The organism is Clostridium sp. (assembly GCF_050717535.1).
Classification (GTDB): domain Bacteria; phylum Bacillota; class Clostridia; order Clostridiales; family Clostridiaceae; genus Clostridium_AD.
Map to the genome: position 1 here is coordinate 40,519 of NZ_JBOITM010000090.1, position 21,422 is coordinate 61,940.

The 21,422-nt window shown below is 31.4% G+C and carries 16 protein-coding genes and 1 pseudogene; 15 read left to right on the forward strand and 2 right to left on the reverse strand.

Annotation, left to right across the window (positions count from 1 at the left end; translation table 11 throughout):
* The first annotated feature begins 498 nt into the window (after positions 1 to 498).
* Both ACREVU_RS19790 and ACREVU_RS19795 read left to right on the forward strand, forming a co-directional pair.
* Positions 499 to 2,223, forward strand: coding sequence for an ABC transporter ATP-binding protein (locus ACREVU_RS19790; RefSeq protein ID WP_431553316.1), 1,725 nt, complete (start codon positions 499 to 501; stop codon positions 2,221 to 2,223).
* A complete protein-coding gene (locus tag ACREVU_RS19795) occupies positions 2,224 to 4,071 on the forward strand; it encodes an ABC transporter ATP-binding protein (protein ID WP_431553317.1) in 1,848 nt (615 codons plus the stop codon).
* 281 nt (positions 4,072 to 4,352) lie between these two features.
* Here ACREVU_RS19795 and ACREVU_RS19800 read toward each other — a convergent pair whose 3' ends face one another.
* Entirely contained in the window at positions 4,353 to 5,225 is an 873-nt protein-coding gene (locus ACREVU_RS19800; protein ID WP_431553318.1) for a cobalamin-dependent protein, read from the reverse strand.
* Between the two features lie 185 nt (positions 5,226 to 5,410).
* Between ACREVU_RS19800 and ACREVU_RS19805 the strand changes: the two genes are divergently transcribed.
* From ACREVU_RS19805 to ACREVU_RS19825, 5 genes are all read left to right on the forward strand, one after another.
* The gene (locus tag ACREVU_RS19805; RefSeq protein WP_431553333.1) at positions 5,411 to 5,956 is read left to right on the forward strand and encodes an ECF transporter S component; all 546 of its coding nucleotides are present in this window, start codon (positions 5,411 to 5,413) and stop codon (positions 5,954 to 5,956) included.
* Positions 5,957 to 5,958: 2 nt separating this feature from the next.
* On the forward strand, positions 5,959 to 6,489 hold the full coding sequence (locus tag ACREVU_RS19810) for a DICT sensory domain-containing protein (protein WP_431553319.1): 531 nt from the start codon (positions 5,959 to 5,961) through the stop codon (positions 6,487 to 6,489).
* Positions 6,490 to 6,781: 292 nt separating this feature from the next.
* On the forward strand, positions 6,782 to 7,678 hold the full coding sequence (locus ACREVU_RS19815; protein ID WP_431553320.1) for a carbohydrate ABC transporter permease: 897 nt from the start codon (positions 6,782 to 6,784) through the stop codon (positions 7,676 to 7,678).
* Positions 7,679 to 7,704: 26 nt separating this feature from the next.
* Complete coding sequence (locus ACREVU_RS19820) at positions 7,705 to 8,502, forward strand: carbohydrate ABC transporter permease (protein ID WP_431553321.1); 798 nt, start codon at positions 7,705 to 7,707, stop codon at positions 8,500 to 8,502.
* Positions 8,503 to 8,543: 41 nt separating this feature from the next.
* Positions 8,544 to 9,902 carry an ABC transporter substrate-binding protein gene (locus tag ACREVU_RS19825; RefSeq protein ID WP_431553322.1) on the forward strand — a complete coding sequence of 453 codons (1,359 nt, stop codon included), beginning with the start codon at positions 8,544 to 8,546 and terminating at the stop codon, positions 9,900 to 9,902.
* A 267-nt stretch (positions 9,903 to 10,169) separates the two neighbouring features.
* On the opposite strand, the gene ACREVU_RS19830 is transcribed toward ACREVU_RS19825, so the two are convergent.
* On the reverse strand, positions 10,170 to 11,519 hold the full coding sequence (locus ACREVU_RS19830; RefSeq protein ID WP_431553323.1) for an APC family permease: 1,350 nt from the start codon (positions 11,517 to 11,519) through the stop codon (positions 10,170 to 10,172).
* A gap of 196 nt (positions 11,520 to 11,715) precedes the next feature.
* Here ACREVU_RS19830 and ACREVU_RS19835 point away from each other — a divergent pair, with 196 nt between their 5' ends.
* The 8 genes and pseudogenes from ACREVU_RS19835 to ACREVU_RS19870 all read left to right on the forward strand — a co-directional run.
* Positions 11,716 to 13,395: a cyanophycin synthetase family protein gene (locus ACREVU_RS19835; protein WP_431553324.1), complete on the forward strand. Its 1,680-nt coding sequence runs from the start codon at positions 11,716 to 11,718 to the stop codon at positions 13,393 to 13,395.
* 72 nt (positions 13,396 to 13,467) lie between these two features.
* Complete coding sequence (locus ACREVU_RS19840) at positions 13,468 to 14,271, forward strand: cyanophycinase (RefSeq protein WP_431553325.1); 804 nt, start codon at positions 13,468 to 13,470, stop codon at positions 14,269 to 14,271.
* A gap of 77 nt (positions 14,272 to 14,348) precedes the next feature.
* Positions 14,349 to 17,000, forward strand: coding sequence for a cyanophycin synthetase (cphA, locus tag ACREVU_RS19845; RefSeq protein ID WP_431553326.1), 2,652 nt, complete (start codon positions 14,349 to 14,351; stop codon positions 16,998 to 17,000).
* Between the two features lie 161 nt (positions 17,001 to 17,161).
* Positions 17,162 to 18,337 carry a beta-aspartyl-peptidase gene (gene iadA, locus ACREVU_RS19850; RefSeq protein WP_431553327.1) on the forward strand — a complete coding sequence of 392 codons (1,176 nt, stop codon included), beginning with the start codon at positions 17,162 to 17,164 and terminating at the stop codon, positions 18,335 to 18,337.
* A 236-nt stretch (positions 18,338 to 18,573) separates the two neighbouring features.
* The gene (locus ACREVU_RS19855; protein WP_431553328.1) at positions 18,574 to 20,085 is read left to right on the forward strand and encodes a methyl-accepting chemotaxis protein; all 1,512 of its coding nucleotides are present in this window, start codon (positions 18,574 to 18,576) and stop codon (positions 20,083 to 20,085) included.
* Positions 20,086 to 20,183: 98 nt separating this feature from the next.
* On the forward strand, positions 20,184 to 20,702 hold the full coding sequence (locus ACREVU_RS19860) for a nitroreductase family protein (protein ID WP_431553329.1): 519 nt from the start codon (positions 20,184 to 20,186) through the stop codon (positions 20,700 to 20,702).
* Entirely contained in the window at positions 20,686 to 20,940 is a 255-nt protein-coding gene (locus ACREVU_RS19865; RefSeq protein WP_431553330.1) for a hypothetical protein, read from the forward strand. The genes ACREVU_RS19860 and ACREVU_RS19865 overlap by 17 nt, the downstream gene beginning before the upstream one ends.
* A gap of 193 nt (positions 20,941 to 21,133) precedes the next feature.
* Positions 21,134 to 21,422: pseudogene (locus tag ACREVU_RS19870) on the forward strand (hypothetical protein); the annotation flags it as partial.

Genomic DNA, 21,422 nt, shown 5'->3' on the forward strand with positions numbered 1-21,422 from the left:
TGACGTCTTATATCTCTAACTTAGATTACCTACAATTATCTTATAACTTATTAATAGTTTTGTAATATTCCGCTTTATTACCATACATATCATTAACCCGCTTTAATCTGTTAAACATTCTAGTTAGAGCATCAATTGACACTGCCCTTAAGGAGTAACAAAATTTAATATTCTTAAATCAATAACTAAGCCTGTGCATAGGATATGCATAGGCTTAGTTATTATAGTTTCTGAATCCTAGTAAGTTATTAAATATTATATAGATTTAGCCTGGTTAAAAGCATAAAAGAACCAGTGCTAACACAGAAAGGTATGCAGCAAAACTACTTGATACATTGAAGAGTAGCATTTTGAGCAAAAGAAAAGGCCATATTTGTCCAGAATAAATAAGATTTATGGAATATAGATAATTTTGCATAAATTAATGTTAAACTAATTAGGTTAGAATTTAATTTAAAAATTATTTATAAAATATAATTAGTATGGGGGGAATCCACTTTGGGTTATTTAAAAGTATATGCTCATAAATATGGTAAGGGATTTTTTTTCGCGGTGTCTTTTGTAATACTAGAAGCATTTTGTGATTTACTGCAACCAACAGTAATGTCTAAAATTGTGGATGTGGGAGTTGCAAATAAAAATTTGAATTATGTAATCAAAATGGGAATTGTTATGCTGATTATTGCAGGTTTTGGAGCAATAGCTGCGACCATGCGTAATATTATCTCTAGTAATGTGTCACAAAAGCTTGGGACAGAAATGAGATCTGATTTATTTAAGAAAATTCAAGGCTTTTCTTTCGAAAATATAAATAAATTTGAAGGTGCTACTCTAGTTACAAGGCTTACAAATGATGTAACACAGGTTCAAAATTTTACTAATGGGCTAATGAGGATATTTGTTAAAGCACCAATTGTAGGTATTGGAAGCATTATAATGGCGGCAAGACTAAACCTTAGGTTATCTATGATTTTATTTGCTATTGTACCCGTTGTAGCTATTCTTATATATTTCAATATGAAAATTGGGTTTCCATATTTTATTAAGCTGCAAAAATCACTTGATAATGTTAATGGAGTTATAAGGGAGTATTTATCGGGGGTAAGAGTAGTTAAAGCTTTTAATAGGTTTGCATACGAAACAGAAAGGTTTCAAACAAAAAATGCACTGCTTACAAAAAATTCTACCAGTGCTATGAAGGTAACATCTGTATTCGCTCCTGTCATTGGACTTATAGTGAACATTGGAATTGTACTCGTGATTTGGATAGGTGGTATAAATGTAAATAACGGTAGTATGCATGTAGGACAAATAATTGCATTCACAAATTATATGACACAAATATTATTCTCACTTATGATGATAACTAATGTTTTTACAATATTTGTACGTGCAAGAGCATCTTCGCAGCGCATTAGTGAAGTGTTTTCAGAAAATGACAGCATGATTAATGGAAATAAGATTATGGATAATTCTAAGTGCAGTGGAAGAGTTGATTTTCAGCACGTATTTTTTTCATATAATAAAGATAAGGAGCCCGTACTAAAAGATATTTCATTTACTTGCCTACAGGGAGAAACTGTTGGAATAATAGGGCCTACTGGAGCAGGTAAAAGTACTCTTGTGAATCTAATACCTAGATTCTATGATGTATTAAGTGGTGAAATAAAAATTAATGGTGTAAATATTAAGGAGTTAGATATAAAGTCATTAAGAGATAAGATTGCAGTAGTACCACAAGAGGCCATGTTATTTTCTGGAACAATAATAGATAATATGAGATGGGGAAGCGCAAAAGCTAGTTTTGAAGAAATTGTGGAAGCTTCAAAAGTGGCAAATGCGCATGATTTTATTGATAAACTTCCAGAAGCTTATAACGAAAGAATTGGACAAGGCGGTGTTAATTTTTCTGGTGGTGAAAAACAACGTATATCAATAGCGAGAGCAATCGTTAAAAAAGCTGAAATTCTAATACTTGACGATGCAACCAGTGCAGTTGATACAGATACTGAAGCTATGATAAGACGAAGTTTAAAAAAATATGCTAAGGATTTAACTTGCATTTTAATAGCACACAGAATAACCTCTGTAATGAGAGCTGACAAAATAATAGTAATAGATGACGGAGAAATAAAGGGCATTGGAAATCACGCAGAGCTTTTAAAAAGCTGTGAAATATACAATGATATCTTCCTTTCTCAGGTTGGAAAGGAGATTTTGTAGATGAGTGATAATAGATATAAAGATGATAAAAATGTAAATATGACCATTACTGGAAATAGATTTGGAAAAAGAAACAGAGCACCTGTAGTGAAACCAAAGAATTTTAAAAAAACGCTTAAAAGATTATGGGGTTATTTTGGAACTGAAAGACAAACATTAATAACAATATTTATATTTGTAATAATTGATTCTGCTGTTGTGCTTTTAGGACCATATCTTATTGGAAAAGCAGTGAATGCTATGTCATCTAATAATGAAAAAGTAGATTTTAATCTACTCAGTATAATAGTAATAGTTCTCTTAATATCTTATCTGGTGGATGCCACTATAACCTTATTTCAAGGGTTTGCCATGGCAAGTTCTAGCCAAAGAATAGTTATGACTATGAGAAATAACTTGTTTTTAAAGCTACAAAAGCTCCCCATGGCTTTTTTTGATTCAAACAGCCATGGAGATATTATGAGTAGATTGTCAAATGACATTGACAATGTTAGTTCTACTATTTCGCAATCAGCAATTCAGCTTATGGGAGGAGTTATAACAATACTAGGGTCATTCACCATGATGATAGTTTTAAGCCCAATACTAACCGTGGCAAGTTTAATAACAGTACCACTGGTGTTTCTCTTAACTCGCTCTATTACAAAAAAAACAGGTAAGCTTTTTAAAGCTCAACAAATGGAACTTGGTAAACTTAATGGGCAGATTGAAGAGAGCATATCTGGGATTTACATCGTAAAAGCTTTTAACCATGAAGATAAAACAGTGAAAGAGTTTGATGAAATAAATGAAAGATTGTGCACGGTGGGACTCAAAGCTCAAATATATTCTGGATTTTTGATGCCAATTATGAATGTTATAAATAATATTGGATTTGCTACAGTAGCTGGAGTAGGTGGAGCTTTAGCAATAGAAAGTATGATTACAGTAGGAGTAATTGCAAGCTTTTTAAGTTATTCAAGGCAATTCGTGCGCCCTCTTAATAATTTAGCAAATATATTTAATACACTGCAATCTGCTGTGGCTGGAGCGGAAAGGGTGTTTGAGATACTGGATGCAGCAGAAGAAACAGAAGATATAAAACTTTCAAAAGAGCTTAATGACTCCAAGGGACATGTTCAATTCAATAATGTGTATTTTGGGTATAGAAAAGATATAAACATTCTGAGTAACGTTAACTTCGAAGCAGAGGTCGGTGAGAGTATAGCACTTGTTGGACCAACCGGAGCAGGGAAGACCACAATTGTAAACCTACTTACAAGATTCTACGATGTGACAGGTGGTGAGATATTTATTGATGGGGTTGATATTAGAGAATATACAAGGGATAGCCTTAGGAGAGCTTTTGGTATAGTTCTTCAAGATACTTATCTTTTTACAGGAACTATAAAAGAAAATATTAAATACGGAAATTTAGATGCAACAGAGGTTGAGGTACAAAATGCCTCCAAAATGGCAAATGCTCATGAATTTATAAAAAGACTTCCCAATGGTTATGATACAATACTCTCTGAGAGTGGAAGTAATCTTAGTCAAGGTCAAAGGCAACTTTTAGCCATTGCTAGGGCAATTTTAACAAATCCATCCATATTGATATTGGATGAGGCTACTAGTAGTGTAGATACTAGAACTGAACTTAGAATACAAGAAGCAATGCTTAAATTAATGCATGGAAGAACTAGTTTTATTATAGCTCACAGGCTAAGTACTATTAGGGATGCAAATAAAATAATGGTTATAGATGATGGTCGAATTATAGAGATGGGAAACCACGAGGAGCTTATACAAAAAAAAGGGAAATACTATAATATGTATTTTAATCAATATAATAATAGCGACGAGGAATAAGACCTGTTATTAAAAGTGATAATAATGTTAGAATTTGTCCGACATTGTAGTATAATGAAGCATTGTCGGTTTAGAGGATTTCTAATGTAGGGGGTATAGTATTTTATTAATATTCGTGAAATAGTATAAATAGAAATAAGCCACTAATGTGATTTGAAATCATCTTAGTCGGCTTTTTCTATTTATTATTACCATTTAAAGATTTAAATTACTAAAAAATAGGGCTCGTAACCCATAAATCAGTTTTAACTAGAACTACTTTACTTGCCACGTGGATGGTACTATAATTGTTCCGCTAATAAAACTAATTCTTGAAGATTTTTCGCAAAACCATCCGCACCAATTTCATGCCATAGGTTAGGGCTCTTATCAAAGGCATTTCCGCCTACAATAACCTTTACATTTTTAAGTTTTGTTTTACTCTTTATCAATTTAATAATGGCTTCAATGGTGGCTACATTATATTGCATGGTGGCAGACATTACTAGCAATTGGCAAGAGCAACTCTCTAAGGTTTCTACTATGCTATATATTGGGGTATTATTACCTAAGTAATAGGTTTTCCATCCCTCCATATCCAATAAATCTTTTGCCATCCTTAAAGGTATTTCATGTAGTTCACTAGCAGGTAAAGCCATTAATACATTACGGTTATTACTAGATTTTTTTTGAATAAAAGAATTTAATTGATTCATAATAGTTTCTATTGTATGCGAAAAAAAATGCTCTTTAGCAATAGAAACCTGTCCATTTTCCCATAGTGATCCAACCATCAAAAGGCTTTTTTCAAAAATCACTCGATATATATCTTTTACTTGGATGCCACCCTTAGCTAGTTCTATTATTAATTCTGTGGCTGCATTATTATTATCTTCCATTAACTCTTTTAAAAAACTTTCTTGAGCTTCCTGTAATTTCATTAGATATTCTGCATCATTTAAGTTATAATCCAAAAAATCTCTTCCTAAAAGCTCATCTAAGGAAACATGGAAATAATCTGCTATATTTATAAGTGTAGCTTCGTTGGGAAATCTAATTCCACTTTCATAATTTGCCACAGTCGTTTGGGCTAAACCCAAAATGTAGGCTAAATCCTTTTGTTTTAGTTTTTTTTCATTTCTTAGGGATTTTAAATGTGATCCTAAATAATGCATTGTGTATCCTCCTATAAAATAAAGCTGATTTATAATATTATAAAATATAGTTATATTATAATACAAAACGAAATAAATTTGAATAAAATTTTACAAATAAACCTTTATATACTTCATTATGTGTAGTATACTTAAATCAAGTTTTAAAAGGGGGTGAACATATCATTAAATACTCTGCTAAACAAATAGTTAGGATAGCTATATTTAGCACTATATCCTTTATATTAATGTTCTTGAATACTAGCTTACCCCTATTTCCACCGTTTTTAAAAGTGGACTTAAGTGAAATACCTGCGGTTATTATGTTGCTCACAGGAGGTGCTTATGAAGCTATATTTGTTAGTTTAATAAAGAATATTATACATTTTACTGTATCACAATCAGCTGGAATTGGGGAATTAATTAATTTTATAATATCAGCATCCTTTATTATACTTATTCATTTTTTATATAATAAAACAAAAAAAATTAAAATAAGTTTAGTATTATCTACAATTATTATCAGTATTCTATCTGCCATTGTAAATTATTTTATTATGTTTCCATTATATAGTATTTTGTTAGGTATTAACAAACAAATGATTCTTAATTTAGCTGCTTCTTTCAACCCACTTGTAATTAATTTAAGCTTATATTTCGTATTAATTATTATTCCGTTTAATTTAATTAAGTTTACCATTGTATCAATATTATCTTATAATTTGTTCAATAAAGTTAAAGGAGGATTTTAAAAATGAAAAATTTTTCAATATATGATGAAATTTTTAAAAACGTAGATGGGGATGTTATTAAAATGTCTAGCAACGAATCGGAAAAAACCTTTTCTATAGCAAATATTAAATATGAAACTCAAATTCCAAATTTAGAAAGAATGTGTTTTATAATGGAAAGTGTGGCACTAAATAAGAAAAGAGAGGGCATCATATATGCAGGTTTTCAAAAAATATCTAGAGCTAAAAAAATCTGGGATAGATATTTGAAAATGGCTGATAATGTAGATAAAATATACTTATTTGGAGAAAAAGATACTACGCTAGAGTCCCACCCAAACATTGAGTTTGTTTATTTACCTCCTAACCACAAACTAATGAGGGAATGGTTTTTGGTAATGGATATAAAGTTTAGTAAAAATATGATGGTAGCATATGATTTAGATGGATTTGGAACTTTGCCCATTGATAGAGACAGGCACTTCAAAGGAGCAAAAACTGTTAACCTTACTCACATTGATAATACAATAAAACTATTAAAAACTATAATATAATACATATCATATTTTAAGTCTTTTTTAAGAGTGACAATAAACTAATTTATTACGTTCAATCCATTTATTAAATTATCATTCAATTTATCATAAATAAGCGCGCTGTTAATAAATTTATTAACAGTGTGCTTATTTATGTGAAAACATATCCTAAAATACACATATAATGCAATAAAACTATGACTAAATATATTGACATTATTATTAATAATTGGTAAAATATACATAATGATACCCCCGGCGGATTTTAACAAATAACATAATTGGTATAACTAAATTATAAGAGGAAGGTATGCATGTGAAAACTACAGAGGTGAAAATCAAATCAAAAAAAATATTTTTTGAAAATGTAGAACCATATCTGTATTTAATGCCAGCATTAATTATTTTTGGGATATTCGTATTTTTTCCACTTGGTAAGACAATATTTTTAAGCTTAAATGCCACAACACCTCAAGGGAAAATAAGCTATTTTGTTGGATTGGATAATTATATTAATTTAATGAAATCCCCCTCATTTAGAAACAGTTTATTTGTAACTGGAAAATTTGCTTTAATTAATGTTGCTTTTTCTATTTTTATTGGATTTATTGTTTCTATATTAGCTAATGAAAAAGTTTTTGGAACTGGTGTTTTTAGAACAATATATGCATTACCAATGGCAATATCCTCCGCTTCGGCTGCTATAATATGGATGTTTATATTTCACCCAAGTATAGGAATATTAAATTACACTTTAAAGTTACATATTGGGTGGCTAACAGATCCAAATTGGGCACTATTTTCAGTGGCAATAGTAACTATATGGATGAATATAGGAATTAATTTCATTTTTATAATTGCTGCGCTGCAAAACATTCCAGCTGATTTATATGAAAGTGCATCAATAGATGGAGCCAGTTTTTTCAGAAAACATTTATCAATTACAATACCATCTATAATGCCGACTTTATTTTTTTTACTTATTATAGATATTATAAATTCATTTCAGGCATTTGGACAGATTAATCTTATGACTACTGGGGGACCTGGTGAGGCTACCAACTTAATTGTTTACTCCATATATAGAGAAGCATTTTTTAACAACAGATATGGGATTGCAAGTGCTGAGTCCATAATACTTTTTATTATCTTACTAATACTTACAATATTCCAATTCAAGGTAGGGGAAAAGAAGGTGAATTATTAGTGCATCAAAAGAGAAATACAAAAATAATGTTTTTTATAGTAAATGCTATTTTTTCTATTATCATTATTTTGCCTATATTGTATGCGCTATCTGTAAGTTTGATGGAGCCTGGGCAAATATTTGAATATCCTCCTAAAATAATACCCAGAAGTCTATATATTCAAAATTATAAAGATGCTTTGGCGACTGCACCAATTTTAAGATTTATTCTTAATAGTTTTATTATGGCAAGTAGCATAACAATCGGACAGATAATAACAGGTACACTAGCTGCTTATTCTTTTGCAATGCTTAAGTTTAAAGGGAAGAATATACTATTTTTGATTATGCTTTCTACGCTAATGATACCTGGGCAAGCAATAATCATATCAAATTATTTGACTATTAGCAGTTTAGGCTGGATTGATTCATTTAAAGCACTAATACTTCCAACTACTACATCGGGTTTTGCAATATTCTTATTAAGACAAGCTTTTTTGACTTTGCCTAGGGAGTTAAAAGAAGCTGCAGAAATAGATGGATGTAGTAATTTTAGATTTTTATTTAGTATAGCGCTTCCACTGGTAAAACCATTTATTGGTGCGCTTGGTATATTTACATTTCTTCAGGCATGGAATATGTATATGTGGCCACTTCTCGTTACAAATACTGACACTTTGAGAACTGTCCAAATAGGAATGAGTATGCTACAAAATATAGACTCACAGTCTTTTGGGACAGTTATGGCAGGAATAATAATGATTATATTACCATCAATAATTGCCTTTGTTATAGGCCAAAAGCAGCTTATATCTGGTATGACAGCTGGTTCTGTAAAGGGTTAATTTTGCTTATTATTTATGTTAAATTAATAAGGGGGAGAAAGATGAAAATCAAAAAAATTTCATGTTTAGTTTTGGCGACTTCTATGATCATGGGACTGGTAGGATGTGGTAAAACCGTAGGGACAACTAGTACTGACAATAAGAAACCAATTGAAATAGTATTTTGGCATGCTATGGCTGGAGTAAACGGACAGGGAATTACAACTTTGGTTGAAAATTTTAATAAAAGTAATAAAGATATTCATGTTACAGCTCAGTTCCAAGGCACATATGATGATGAACTTACTAAATTAAAGACTGCTATGCAAGGTAAAGCAGGGCCAGATGTTTGTCAGGTATATGATATAGGTTCGAGATATATGATTGATGGTGGATGGGTAGTACCCGTACAAAAATATATTGATAGTGATAAATATGATAAGACTAAGATAGAACCAAACCTATTAAGCTATTACACTATCGATAATAAATTATGGTCAATGCCATTTAATTCATCAACACCAATTCTATATTACAATAAAACTGCATTTAAAGAAGCAGGACTTGATCCCAATGTCGCGCCTAAGACATTTAAAGAGGTAGAGGAGTATGCAGCTAAATTAGTTAAAAAAGATAACAGTGGAAATGTAACTCAATATGGATTTTCAATGGCCATATATGGTTGGTTTTTTGAACAACTTATAGCGAAACAGGGTCAACTATATACAAATAATAATAACGGAAGAACAGATAGAGCAACTGCAGTAGAATTCGAAAAAAATGGTGCAGGACTTAATATACTTAAACAGTGGCAAACATTAATCAAGTCAGGTAATGTTGGTAATTTTGGTAGAAAAACTGACGATACTAAAAATGCTTTTTCAGCTGGAAGAAGTGCTATGATATTAGAATCAACAGGGGCACTAAATGGATTAACCAAAGGAGCTGGAGGAAGGTTTGAAATTGGTACAGCTTTCATACCATCACTTAATGATTCTAAAGATGGTGGGGTTATAATAGGTGGAGGATCACTCTGGATGATAGACAATAAAAATATTGATAAAGAAAAGGCTACCTGGGAATTTATTAAATATATGTCTCAGCCTAAGCAACAAGTTTTCTGGAGTAAAACTTCAGGATATTTTCCAACAAATGTAGGTGCTTATGACTTAGAGGAAATGAAGACACATTTAAAAGCGAATCCTAATTTTCAAACTGCTGTAAATCAGCTTCATCAAACACCAACAAATTATAATACTCAAGGCGCATGTATAGGAGTATTTTCAGAAGCAAGAAGTACTATTGAAACAAATATTGAAAAAATGCTTCAAAATAAACAGACACCAGAGGTTACTATTAAAACTGCAGCTACTACAATAAATAGTGCTATAGATAATTATAATAAAACAAATACAAAATAAAGAACATGGAATACTAAAGAAATTTTAAGACTTTATTATCCTGAATTAGGTAAGAAAAGGTAATTAATTTCATTTGTGTTATTCATTAAATAATATAAATAGAAATAAGCTGACTAAAGTGATTTAAAATCACTATAGTCAGCTTTTTGCGTTTTACTAGATCTGCGCATTTAAGTTTTGAGATGTTAAAATAAAATTATTTTTACGCATTGGGTTTTTAAAAATAAAGCTAATTAGAATGAATATGGGATTAACCTTAGATGAAGTTTACTTTGGATTCTTTCTCATATACAAGTACACAGGAAGTCCTAGTAAAGTTATAATTATTCCATAGGTTGCATTGTACGAATCTGTTATAAAAGTACTTACAAGTATAAATGCGCCTCCTACTATCCCTATTAATGGTGTAATAGGGTAAAAGGGGACTTTATAGGATGTTTTTATATTTTTATGTTTACTTCTTAAAATGAAGATACCTGCAACACACATAGTAAAGAATATCCACATTATAAATACAATTAGATTTGTAAGAGTATCAAAGGAACCACTTAATATATAAAAACTTGCCAGGATTACTTCAAATGCAAATATATTAATAGGGGCTTTAAATCTATTATTTGTTTTACTAAAAAATTTTGAAAAAGGTAAAAGCTTATCTTGAACCATAGCGAGTGGAATCCTAACCCCTGTCATCAAATATCCATTTAATGCTCCAAAGATAGAAACCATTATTCCTCCGGCTATTAAGGCAGCACCAATGGGTCCAAATAAAATTTCTGCTACATCTGAAGCAGGTTTAGAGGATGCGATTACCGCAGTGACAGGCATGACGTTTATTATTGCTATGTTAATAAATAAATAAACTATTATTATAACGGATAGTCCTATAATTATAGATCTTGAAATATCCTTTTTACCATTTTTAAGTTCACCGCTCATGTTACCAACACTAATCCAGCCATCATAAGCCCATAAGGTTCCTAAAGTTGCTGCTCCAAAACCCGCAATGCCTACTGAATTTAATGAAGCTACTGGTGCTATAAAATCATGAGCAGTCCCTTTCACTAAACCAACTATGATGATAACAAGTATTGGAATAAGTTTTCCAATAGTCGCAACAACCTGAAGTTTGCTTCCAAGCTTTGTTGATATAATATTTATGACCATGAGGAAAAATAAAATAATTATTGCTAGTATTTTTTGCTGCATTGTTGTCATTTGCGGTATAAAATAAGTGGATTGAGTGACTAGGATTATTGATAATGCTGCTACTACTCCGGGTACATAAATTAAAGTTTGCATCCATCCAAATAAAAATGCACATTTTTCACCATATAATTCTTTAAGATATACGAAAACTCCACCAGTGGTTGGAAAAGCTGTAGCTACTTCAGCAACTGTTAATGCAGCGGCTGTTGTTATTAGCCCTCCAATTACCCAAGCCAATATTCCTAGCATAGGTGTACCAGCATTTTTAAAAACTGAGGAAGCTTTAAAAAATATTCCCGAACCTATGACCATGCCTATAACTATAGTAATAGCTTCTAGAAGTCCTATCTCTTTTTTTAGCCATTTAGAAATAGTAATATCATTATTTTCAGTAATTGACTCTTTCATTAATAATCATCTCCTTTTTATATAAGCATTTTATAATTAATCTGGTACATTTATTATTACTATAATTAAGATAGTTATAGAACTATTAAAATAGCATACACTTCATCTAACTAATACAAAATATGAATAAATAATTAGTAAAAGACAACAATATTGTAATGAGTATAAATAAATACGCGTAGGAGATGATTACTTCTTGGAAATTATTAGCTTTAAGGTTTTTAAGGGAAGAAATATATATTCTCACAAGAAGTGTATAAGGCTTAACTTAGACTTAGAAGGGTATAGTGAAATTCCTAATAATGAAATTTTTGATTTTAATAATAGGCTTATAAATATATTGCCGGAGCTCGCTGAGCATATATGTGGTATAGATGATAATGAAAGAGGTTTTAATAAGACGCATGTAGAAGGCACTTATTTGGCACATGTATGCCAGCATATTATACTTGAACTCCATAATATGATTGGTGTTAAAGTAAGTTATGGAAAGGCAAAGGGTGTATTTAGGGATAATTGTTATGTAATTTATCAATACCAATTTGTGGATGCAGGTATAGAGGCCGCAAATATAGCAGTGGATCTAATTAATTCATTAATTCATAGGTCTCCATTAGATATAAATTCAAGATTAATTAAGTTAAGAGAAATATTAATTAGCGAACAGGATAAAGTAATTGTGGATGTACAAAGAAATATGAAAGTAGTAGCAATAACAGGAACTAATGGAAAAACTACTACCACAAGGCTAATAACACACATACTATCAATTGCAGGATATGTAGTTGGAATGACTACAACTAGTGGAATTTATATAAATGGAAAATGTATATGTAAGGGGGATATGTCAGGTCCTAAAAGCGCTTTAGTGGTTCTTACAAATAAAAATATAAATGCAGCTGTACTTGAAACTGCACGTGGTGGAATAATAAGAGAGGGTCTTGCCTATGATCTATCTGATGTTGCAGTTATTACAAACATAACAGAGGATCATATTGGGATAGATGAGGTTAAAACCATAGAGGACTTAGCCAAAGTTAAAGCTTTGGTTGGTGAAGCAGTTAAAACTGATGGCTATGTGGTTATCAATGGAGATGACAAAATTAGTATAAGTATTTTGCAGCGGTTTAAGAGTAAGCTTATTATTTTTTCTATGGATAAGAACAATGAGATAATGCAAGTTAACATTAAAAATGGCGGATATGGAATTTATATAGATGAGGATTATATGATTGTGCAAAAAAATACTAATGTTAAAAAGTTGATTAGCATAAATAATGTAGGAATAACAATGAGTGGTTTACTCAAGTTTAATATAGAAAATGCCATGGCAGCTTGCGGGGCTGCAATAGGGCTAGGCATAGATTATGACATTATAGAGCAGGGGTTAATGTCATTTTACAATGATGATAATCAAAATCCTGGGAGGTTTAATAAGTATTTTGTTAATGATGTAATGGTAATCTTAGATTATGGGCACAATATTGCAAGCTACAAGGCTGTATTTAGCGTACTTAAAAATATAGAACATAATAAACTTATAGGAGTTATTGGGGCACCAGGAGATAGACTTGACAGTTTTATACTTGAAGTTGGTAAATATGCAGGAGAAAATTTAGATTTCATCTTTATAAAGGATAACGAAGATAAAAGAGGCAGAGCTAAAGGGGAAGTGGCGGATATTATAGAAAAAGGAGTGTTAAAATCCAATTTCCATAGTACAAACATAAAGAAGATTTCAGTGGAGTCTGAAGCATTCAAAGCTGCTTTAGATTTTGCAAAGCCTAAAGATATTATTATAATATTTATTGAAAATCCAAAACCTTTCATAGATATAATGAGAGAAAAAATTCAACTAAGGGAGTTAAAGGGATAATTTTTTTTAGTAAGGTAAGAACCAAGAATTTAGTAAAAAAGAGAATTTCTAAAATTTATTATAGGATGGTGAATGTCAATTAATATACAAGAAGGGTTAATTATAATAGGTGGAGCAGAAGATAAAAAAGGCGATAAAAAGATACTTAAAGAGGTAAGTCTACATATTAATTTGGAGAATCATCTTTTAGTTATAGTAACAGTAGCAACAGAGTTACCGGTAGAAGTAGGTAATGATTATACAAATATATTTCATGAGCTTGGCATTGTAAATATCAGAGTACTTGATGTAAGAAATAGGGCAGATGCTTTAAAAACTGAGAATGTGGAATTAATTGAAAAAGCTTCTTTAGTATTCTTTACTGGTGGTGATCAGCTTAAAATAACCAGTATACTCGGAGGTACTCCTTTATATAAAAGTATGAAGCGTAGACATTTAGAAAATTGTGTCTTTGTTGGCACTTCTGCTGGGGCATCAGTAATGAGTGATGTTATGATAGTAACAGGACTCGATGATGAGTCCCCTAAAAAATGTACTCTTAAAATGGCCCCAGGACTGGGATTAATTACTGGGGTTATAATAGATCAACATTTTGCTCAAAGAGGAAGAGTAGGAAGGTTATTAGTTGGAGTAGCAGAAAACCCAGAAGTTTTAGGGATTGGTATTGATGAAGATACTGCAATTATTGTAAATAAAGATAATATTTTAAGAGTAGTTGGCTCTGGTGCAGTTTATATTATTGATGGAAGTAATATAAGCAATACAAATGTGTCGGAACAATATCAAAATAATATATTGTCAATATTTAATGTTAAAATGCATGTATTAAAGGATGGAAATAGGTTTGACCTGACATCTAGAATACCAATAGCATAAATATGTTATTATAATTTACTGCCAATATTTTTTAATATCTATATTGGTGGTGGATATATCATTAGGAGGAGAATTACATGAAAATAATTAATCAAAGGGTATTTAACGGTAGAAATATATATTCTCATAAAAAGTGTATAAGGCTTGACTTAGACTTGGAGGGTTATAGGGAAATTCCTAGCAAAGATATTTATGATTTTAATGAAAGGTTAGTACAACTTTTGCCAGAACTTAGTAAACATAGATGTGGAATAGATGAAGATAGGGGTTTTATTAAAAGACTTACAGAAGGAACTTATTTGGCACATATAACTGAACATATTATAATAGCACTCCAAAATATGGTGGGGGTAGAAGTGAGTTATGGGAAGTCTAGGGAAATATCTGGAGATAATTATTATGTTATATATCAATATGAATATAAAAATACTGGACTTCAGGTTGCAAATATAGCAGTTAATATTGTTAATTCATTAATTAATAAAGAAATATTTGATATAGATTTAAGATTAAAAGAATTAATGGAAATATTAATGGAGGAACAACTTGGAGTAAGTACACTTAATATTTGTAATGAGGCAAAAAAAAGAGGGATACCTATTCTAAGGATAGGTGAAGATAGTATTTTTCAATTAGGGTATGGTAAGTATTCTAAGATCATTCAAGCGACAATGGGAAATGATACAAGCGCAATAGCTGTAGGTATTGCACAGGATAAATTGCTAACCAAACAAATATTAGGTATACATTGTTTACCTGTAGCAAGCGGAATGAAAGTTAAAAGTAGATTAGATGCTCTTTACTTTGCAAAGGATATTGGGTATCCAGTTGTAATTAAACCTGAGTTTGGAAACCAAGGCAAGGGAGTTATTGTCAATATAAAACATGAAAAACAGTTATCAGAGGCCTATGAGCTTTTAGCTGGTGATTACGAAGATATAATAATAGAAAAATTTATAAGTGGAAGGGATTACAGAGTATGTAGTGTTTATGGAGATATAGTTGCAGTGTCAGAAAGAATTCCTCCATATATTATAGGTGATGGTATAAATACTATTGAAAAACTTATTCATATTACCAATGAGGATCCAAGACGAGGTGAAGGTCACGAAAAAGAATTAACTAAAATTAAAGTAGATGATAGACTTATAGAATATCTTAAACAAAAGGGATATACATTAAAGGTTGTTCTTCCCGAAAAAGAAAAATTATTTTTAAAAGATAATGCAAATTTATCTACAGGTGGATTCGCATTAGATTGTACAGATTTAATATGTGAGGAAAATATAGAAATATGCAAAAGAGCTGCAAGTGCCATAGGCCTTGATATTTGTGGGATAGATTTAATATGTGAAGATATAAGTAAACCAATAACTGACGGCGGAGTAATTATAGAAATAAATGCTGCACCTGGTATTAGAATGCATCATAATCCGTGTATTGGATCACCACGTAATGTAGCTGGTCATATAGTTGATAAATTATTTAAGGATATACCAAAAAACATTCCATTAGTATCAGTAACAGGAACCAATGGAAAAACTACTACTACAAGACTTATTTCGCACATACTTTCCATTGCAGGATATACTGTTGGAATGACCACCACAAGTGGAATTTATATTGATGGAAAATGTACATTTAAGGGGGACACTACAGGTCCTAAAAGCGCTTTAGCCGTTCTTATGAATAAAGAAATAGATGCAGCAGTCCTTGAAACTGCAAGAGGTGGAATGATAAGAGGCGGACTTGCTTATGACCTTGCTGATGTTGCTGTTATTACAAACATAACGGAGGACCACCTAGGAGTAGATGGTGTAGAAACCATTGAAGATTTAGCTAAAGTTAAGGCTTTGGTTGGAGAAGCAGTTAAAGAAGATGGATATGTTGTAATTAATGGTGATAATGAAATGTGTATAAGCATTTTGCCTAGACTAAGGGGGAATCTTATAATTTTTTCAAGTGATAAGGACAATGTAGCGATGAGAAGTAACCTTGATAAGGGTGGATATGGAATTTATATAGACCAGGATAAAATTATAATCCAAAACAGCACTCACTGCGAAAGTTTAATTGACATAAAAATGATAGGTATAACAATGAATGGTGCTTTAAAATATAACACTGAAAATGCCATGGCAGCCTGCGCGGCTTGCATAGGACTTGGAATAAGTTATGATGTCATTAAGAAGGGCTTAACTTCATTTCACTGCAATAATGAGCAAAATCCAGGAAGGTTTAATATATATTATGTAAACGATATAATGGTTGTATTAGATTATGGACACAACATTGATGGCTACAGGTGTGTACTAGATGGACTTAAGCAGATAGCACATAATAAACTTATAGGAGTTATTGGGGTGCCAGGAGATAGACCAGACAGTCACATTCTACAGGTTGGTAAATGTGCAGGAGAAAGCTTTGATTACATTTTTATAAAAGAAGATGAAGATAGAAGAGGTAGGGCTATAGGGGAAGTAGCAAACATTCTATTAAGTGGAGCTCAAAAATCCAATATTCATAACAAGAACATTAAGACAATGTTAAAAGAGAGGGATGCATTTAAAACGGCATTGGATTTTGCGAGCCCGGGAGATATTGTTATAGTTTTCTTTGAAAAGGAATTAGAGCAACTTATAGATATAATAAATAACAAAATTAAGGAAGGTAAAAGTGAAACTAAATTATTGAATAGTTCAAATTTCATGGACAAAAAAGTACAATAGATTTTTTCTTATCCTATACTTAAAAGATGGTTACCACATATAGGAGCCATCTTTTAACTATTAAATTTATATAGTTTATAGATATCTTGACTTCACTTCCCATAATAATTGAATTCAATAAAGAATAATAAGGCATAAATATAAGGAGGGAACAGTATTTTATGATTACAATAATTAAAAACGGAGAAGTCTATGCACCCAATTATATTGGAAAAAGGGATATTATAATTGCAGGAGGAAAAATCGAATCTATTGCTGAAAATATAACAATTCCACAAAAATTTACTTCTACAAAAGTAATTAATGCAGAAGGCAAACTAGTATTTCCAGGGTTTATAGATGCACATGTGCACATTATGGGTGGAGGAGGTGAGGGAGGATTTAAGACTAGGACACCAGAAATTAACCTTTCTGATATTGTAGTAGGTGGAATTACCACCGTAGTAGGTTGCCTAGGAACAGACGGTGTATGCAGAGATTTAAAGTCACTTCTTGCAAAATCAAGAGCACTTGAGGAGGAGGGGATAAGTACATATATTTACTCAGGGTCCTATGCAATACCGGTAAGTACAATGACCAATAGTTGTAAATCAGATATTATGCTTATAGATAAAGTTATTGGAATAGGAGAGGTAGCTATTTCAGATCATAGGTCCTCACAGCCAACTTATGAAGAATTTATAAAAGTCGTTGCAGATGCTAGAGTTGGTGGATTGCTTTCAGGTAAAGCTGGTGTTGTAAATGTTCATCTTGGAAATGGTGAGAGAAGGCTGCAATATTTAGTCAGAATGATAAAGGAAACTGAAATACCAATTAAACAAGTTATACCAACACATATAAACAGAACTACTTCTCTGTTTGAGGCAGGAATAGAATTTGCAAAACTTGGTGGAATCATTGATATTACTACTAGTTCAGATCCAGATCACCTAGAGAAGGATGAAGTTAAAGCAAGTACAGCACTAAAAATAGCATTAGAAAGAGGAATACCAATAGAACAAATCCAATTTACTTCTGATGGACAAGGAAGTTTACCAATCTTCAATAAAAAAAGAGAATTTATTGGCCTAGGAATTGGGTCTACTAAGTCTCTTTATATAGAGGTCAGAGATGCAGTACTTAAGGACGGAATAGATTTAGAGGTTGCACTAAAAGTAATTACTTCAAATGTAGCTACTAATTTAAAACTAGATAATAAAGGATTAGTGCAGGAGAGTAAAGATGCTGACCTTGTAATAGTTAACAAAAGTGACTTAACTATACACACAGTTTTTGCTAAAGGAGTAGAAATGGTGTATGAGGGAGAGGCGGTAGTTAAAGGAACTTTTGAAAGATAATGGTAGTGTGTTACATAATGATTATTGTGTTCTTTTGGATGCGATATGTTATAGTTTAGAGGGGAGGAGAGATAGTTTCTCCTCCTCTAGTACTTGGCTTAAATCATTTAGGTTCAATAAAATAAATTCCAGATTTACACTAAACATTGAAAAACAGTAAATACAAGGATATAATGTATTATGCGCTTTATAAATGAAAAATTGATTATTAACGTATAATAGGAGGATTTATTGTTATGTTTAAAAAAAAGACTAATACAGAAATATTCGACAATTTTATTAAAGAAATACACAATCAGGCCCAAGTTGGATCCTCAACCGATTCATTTGGAGATATTGATATTGAAGGAGTAGACGAGAATTGGCAGAAAGTTATACAGGAATTTAATTCGTTTGCACACATTGCCAATGAACTAATAGTTAAACAACATGAAAATGTAAAGATGATTAATGAAATTATTAAATCTGGTATGTGGACAATGTATTTTGATGATAAAGGAGAAATTTCTACGGTTGTATGGAGTGATGAATTTAGAAAAATGATTGGATATAATGATACTAATGATTTTGCAAATACTGTAGAGGCTTGGAGCGATAAACTTCATTCAGAGGATAAAGGCTTTACATTAGGAGAATTTGGGGCATGTATCGCAGATACTACTGGCAGAAAAGAGTATGATGTAAATTATCGCTTGATGACAAAATCAGAAGGATACAGGTGGTATAGAGCTGCTGGAAGAATTGTTCGAAAAGATGGTGGAAAACCGGTTATGTTCATTGGAATTTTTATAGACATAACAGAAGAACAGGAAAATCGGAGGTTATTATCTATTTCAACGCAAAGACACGATGCCATTGATTCTGTTCTTACAGAAGGTTCGTGGAGTATGAATGTAGTTGGAAAAGATCCATCGAATTCTAGTAATGCATTCTGGTGGTCGGATCAATTTAGAAAATTGTTGGGCTACAATGATGAAAGAGATTTTCCAAATGTACTCAATTCATGGAGTGACAAATTACATCCACAAGAAAAACAAGCTGTATTAGATGCCTTTAATAAACATGTCATGGACTATTCTGGCAATACACTTTATGATTTAGAGTACAGGCTTATGCACAAAGATGCTACGTACAGATGGTTTAAGGCTGTTGGAAAAACTGTCAGGGAAAGTAATGGAGCACCTATTGTTGTTGCAGGTGCATTACAGGATATAACGGAAATGAAGAAAAGTAAGGAAATCTTTGAAGCTAATATGGGAAGTCATATTGATGATTTGTCAAAAGGATTATCAGAAATTTCTTTAACGGTAGAAGATGCTACTGAGCAGGTTCAGGAAATTGCACGTAAACAAGAAGAGATAACAGAAGCTGCAAAAATAGTAGGTGGAAAAGTAGGTAATACTTTAGAAATAATTGGATTGATCCAGAAAATAGCTACCCAAACAAATCTACTTTCATTAAATGCGTCTATTGAGGCAGCTAGGGCTGGCGAGGCAGGAAGAGGTTTTACCGTTGTTGCTAATGAAGTAAGGAATTTGTCTCAATCAAGTAACCAGACCTCTGATCAGATATCTGCAAGCCTAAATGAAATGAAAGAATCCATAGATGATATTTTAGAGAAGATTGTAAGCATTAATGATTCTGTTTTATCACAAAGCTCTAACATGGAAGAAATTCATGCAACGGTAGAAGAATTAAATGAATTAGCCGTTCAAGTTCGAGAGATAGCTGGCACTGTATTTGAATAGGATTGAGCAAAGAATTTACACCAAAATATTTGTATTAAATAGTAATAAAATAAGGGAAAAATGAAATATTGGTAAATGATAAGTTAAAAGGAGAAGGTATGGAATTTCAAAAGTCAGTTATTGAACTTATTAAGATGAGGACATCAAGCAGGTCGTTTGATCAAAAAAATATTCAAAGTATAACCCTTAAAAAGCTAAAGGATTATATTACAAAAATTAATGAAGAAACTAAATTAAGAGTTAGGTTTATATTTATACAAAGTAATGATAATGATGGTGGTAAGGTAAAAAAATTAGGTACATATGGGATTATATCAGGTGCAAATTCATTTATTATTGGAATATTAAATAAAGAAGAAAAAAATGCAATTGAATTTGGGTATTTATTTGAAAAAATTGTTCTTTTTGCAACGGATTTGGGACTTCAAACATGTTGGCTCGGTGGAACTTTTAATAAGGGTGATTTTGAACAAAATATGAGTTCGCTTGATAATGAATTCATACCCATTGTTTCTCCGGTAGGAACAAAAAAAGAAAAGCCTAGAGTTTTTGAATCAGCGATGAGAGTAATTGTTGGTGCTAATAAACGAAAACCATGGAGTGAATTGTTTTTTTGAAACAGATGGGTTAGTTCCACTAAATGAGGATAGCGCTGGTGAATATGTGGTTCCATTAGAGATGGTAAGACTTGGACCTTCGGCTTCAAACAAACAACCTTGGAGAATTATAAAGGATAAGAATGCTTATCACTTTTTCCTTTGCAGAACAAAAGGCTATGGAGTAAGTGGCATAGCCATCAACCTAACAGAACCATTAAATGTAAGTAGTGAATTTTTAAAATTAAACCTCTTTTAAATATGAGCAAAAACGGGTAAAAGTTATGACTTAAAATGTTAATATTTATTTTAATAAAAGGTGTGTTTTATACCTAATTATGGTATAAAATACACCTTTTGTTTTTTGTTTTATTGTTAAATAATATATAATTAGTGTATATATAACTTTTATGTAATTATATATAAAGCTAATTGAAAGGATGTTATTTACGATGAATAGAGAAAAAATAAAACGAATAATTCATGGTTTGGGAGAGTTGTACAACCTTAGTAAAATCGAAAAAATGGCTGAAAAAAATTTGTTTATAAGAAGAAAAGGAAAGGTTTCTGCTAAAAGTTTTTTAAATCTATGCACCTTTTTAGGTGAAGATTTGTGTTCCTCTTCTTTATCGGATTTGTGTGCAAAATTAGAAGCTAATGAAAAGATATCAATTTCACCTCAAGCATTAAGTAAAAGATTTAATAAGGATGCTGTGAATTTTCTTAAGAAGGTTTTTCATG

What these genes read in the sequence shown, in the direction of transcription:
- ACREVU_RS19840 (WP_431553325.1), top strand. Translation starts at nt 13,468, where the DNA reads ATGTCAATTAATATACAAGAAGGGTTAATTATAATAGGTGGAGCAGAA.
- ACREVU_RS19810 (WP_431553319.1), top strand. Translation starts at nt 5,959, where the DNA reads ATGAAAAATTTTTCAATATATGATGAAATTTTTAAAAACGTAGATGGG.
- cphA (WP_431553326.1), top strand. Translation starts at nt 14,349, where the DNA reads ATGAAAATAATTAATCAAAGGGTATTTAACGGTAGAAATATATATTCT.
- ACREVU_RS19860 (WP_431553329.1), top strand. Translation starts at nt 20,184, where the DNA reads ATGGAATTTCAAAAGTCAGTTATTGAACTTATTAAGATGAGGACATCA.
- iadA (WP_431553327.1), top strand. Translation starts at nt 17,162, where the DNA reads ATGATTACAATAATTAAAAACGGAGAAGTCTATGCACCCAATTATATT.
- ACREVU_RS19800 (WP_431553318.1), bottom strand. Translation starts at nt 5,225, where the DNA reads ATGCATTATTTAGGATCACATTTAAAATCCCTAAGAAATGAAAAAAAA.
- ACREVU_RS19815 (WP_431553320.1), top strand. Translation starts at nt 6,782, where the DNA reads ATGCATGTGAAAACTACAGAGGTGAAAATCAAATCAAAAAAAATATTT.
- ACREVU_RS19855 (WP_431553328.1), top strand. Translation starts at nt 18,574, where the DNA reads ATGTTTAAAAAAAAGACTAATACAGAAATATTCGACAATTTTATTAAA.
- ACREVU_RS19795 (WP_431553317.1), top strand. Translation starts at nt 2,224, where the DNA reads ATGAGTGATAATAGATATAAAGATGATAAAAATGTAAATATGACCATT.
- ACREVU_RS19820 (WP_431553321.1), top strand. Translation starts at nt 7,705, where the DNA reads ATGTTTTTTATAGTAAATGCTATTTTTTCTATTATCATTATTTTGCCT.
- ACREVU_RS19825 (WP_431553322.1), top strand. Translation starts at nt 8,544, where the DNA reads ATGAAAATCAAAAAAATTTCATGTTTAGTTTTGGCGACTTCTATGATC.
- ACREVU_RS19830 (WP_431553323.1), bottom strand. Translation starts at nt 11,519, where the DNA reads ATGAAAGAGTCAATTACTGAAAATAATGATATTACTATTTCTAAATGG.